Annotated in this window: 3 protein-coding genes; all 3 read right to left on the reverse strand. The window is 30.7% G+C overall.

Annotated features, from left to right (window positions below):
- On the reverse strand, nucleotides 1-809 hold an 809-nt coding region (locus AJ932_RS08180), incomplete at its 3' end, for an ankyrin repeat domain-containing protein (RefSeq protein ID WP_083263176.1).
- A 33-nt stretch (nucleotides 810-842) separates the two neighbouring features.
- Nucleotides 843-1172 (reverse strand): hypothetical protein, encoded by a 330-nt coding sequence (locus AJ932_RS08185; RefSeq protein WP_044779636.1) that lies wholly within the window; start codon nucleotides 1170-1172, stop codon nucleotides 843-845.
- 15 nt (nucleotides 1173-1187) lie between these two features.
- Complete coding sequence (locus AJ932_RS08190; protein WP_070289016.1) at nucleotides 1188-2057, reverse strand: ankyrin repeat domain-containing protein; 870 nt, start codon at nucleotides 2055-2057, stop codon at nucleotides 1188-1190.
- Between the last annotated feature and the right edge of the window lie 12 nt (nucleotides 2058-2069).

Here is a 2069-nt window from a genome sequence, read left to right on the forward strand (position 1 = left end):
GTATCAATATTGTATTCTTTAACCAATTGTTCCCAAGTCTTAGCACCTGCTTTTTTTAAGATTGTTTTATTTTTATTTATCCCAAAAGAAATAGCTCTATCTAATGGAGTAGCAGGTTCAAAATAATCAATTTTATCATCTTTAGTTTCATTGATAGTGCAATTAGCAGCATTGACATCAGCTCCATATTTGATCAAAATTTCCAAACAAGTTCCAATAGGTTTTTTCTCAGATCTTGCAGCTATATGTAAAAGAGTTTCCCCGGCATCGATATGACTATCTTCATGTTCTGTTTCAATCCTTCTCATATTTACATCAGCACCAAATTGTAAAGCCACTTCTAAAAAATTTACAGATTCAGGATCACCAAGCAATATCCAAGAATGCAAAGGGGTGGCACCTTTTTCATCATAAACTTCAAATTTACATCCTTTTTTAAAAAAATAATCAATCATTTTTTTATTTTTTCCACCTACTCCAATATAACTAGTAAGGGCATTATTTCCTAAACACTCATCATCAGCTTTAAGTCCTAAACTCTCAAAATACTCCATCATTTCAAAACTTTGACTCTTATCATAAGCAATCCCTGCCCAAGCTAAAGTAGAACTAGGATTAAAAAAAGGTATAGGATGATTACACCAATATACCTTACGACGTTTCTCTAAAAATACTTCAGGCACGGGATAATCTTTTAAAAACTCTTTAACTTCTTTAAGTTTATTATTTTTAACAAGTCTAAAAAACTCCCAACCTAACTCCCTTATAGCTTCTTCATCCATAGCTTGCATTTCTTCTAAAGTTTTCATTTGTTTTTCCTTAAAATAATTTTTTAATTTTTTTTATTTGTTAAAATTTTCCAAAGCTTTATCCAAATCTTTAGCCTCTAAAAGTGATCGAAGAATTTTGCAAATCTCACTTAAATCCTCAAAGCAAAGTACATTTGCAATAAACCACTCATCAAATTCTTCCTCAGTAGCATCACGATAAGATATTCCTGTTTCTTCTTCAAAAGCGACTTCGTATTCTTCTGGATCGATATGATCATACGCATCACTTAAAAAACCCTCTAAATGAGAATTAACAGCCTGTAAAACTTCTTTGCTAGGTTTTGTTTTTAAGAATTCTTTAAAATTCTCAAGATTGTCTAAAATTTCAACATCAAATTCCATAATATCTCCTTTTTATTATTTTTTTATCTTTCTTCTTTCTTCATACATTTTAATTTGTTCTGGTCTCTCTAAACTCGTATCAATATTGTATTCTTTAACCAATTGTTCCCAAGTCTTAGCACCTGCTTTTTTTAAGATTGTTTTATTTTTATTTATCCCAAAAGAAATAGCTCTATCTAATGGAGTAGCAGGTTCAAAATAATCAATTTTATCATCTTTAGTTTCATTGATAGTGCAATTAGCAGCATTGACATCAGCTCCATATTTGATCAAAATTTCCAAACAAGTTCCAATAGGTTTTTTCTCAGATCTTGCAGCTATATGTAAAAGAGTTTCCCCGGCATCGATATGACTATCTTCATGTTCTGTTTCAATCCTTCTCATATTTACATCAGCACCAAATTGTAAAGCCACTTCTAAAAAATTTACAGATTCAGGATCACCAAGCAATATCCAAGAATGCAAAGGGGTGGCACCTTTTTCATCATAAACTTCAAATTTACATCCTTTTTTAAAAAAATAATCAATCATTTTTTTATTTTTTCCACCTACTCCAATATAACTAGTAAGGGCATTATTTCCTAAACACTCATCATCAGCTTTAAGTCCTAAACTCTCAAAATACTCCATCATTTCAAAACTTTGACTCTTATCATAAGCAATCCCTGCCCAAGCTAAAGTAGAACTAGGATTAAAAAAAGGTATAGGATGATTACACCAATATACCTTACGACGTTTCTCTAAAAATACTTCAGGCACGGGATAATCTTTTAAAAACTCTTTAACTTCTTTAAGTTTATTATTTTTAACAAGTCTAAAAAACTCCCAACCTAACTCCCTTATAGCTTCTTCATCCATAGCTTGCATTTCTTCTAAAGTTTTCATTTGTTTTTCCTT

It is taken from the genome of Campylobacter sp. BCW_6873 (genome assembly GCF_001762365.1).
Lineage (GTDB): Bacteria > Campylobacterota > Campylobacteria > Campylobacterales > Campylobacteraceae > Campylobacter_D > Campylobacter_D jejuni.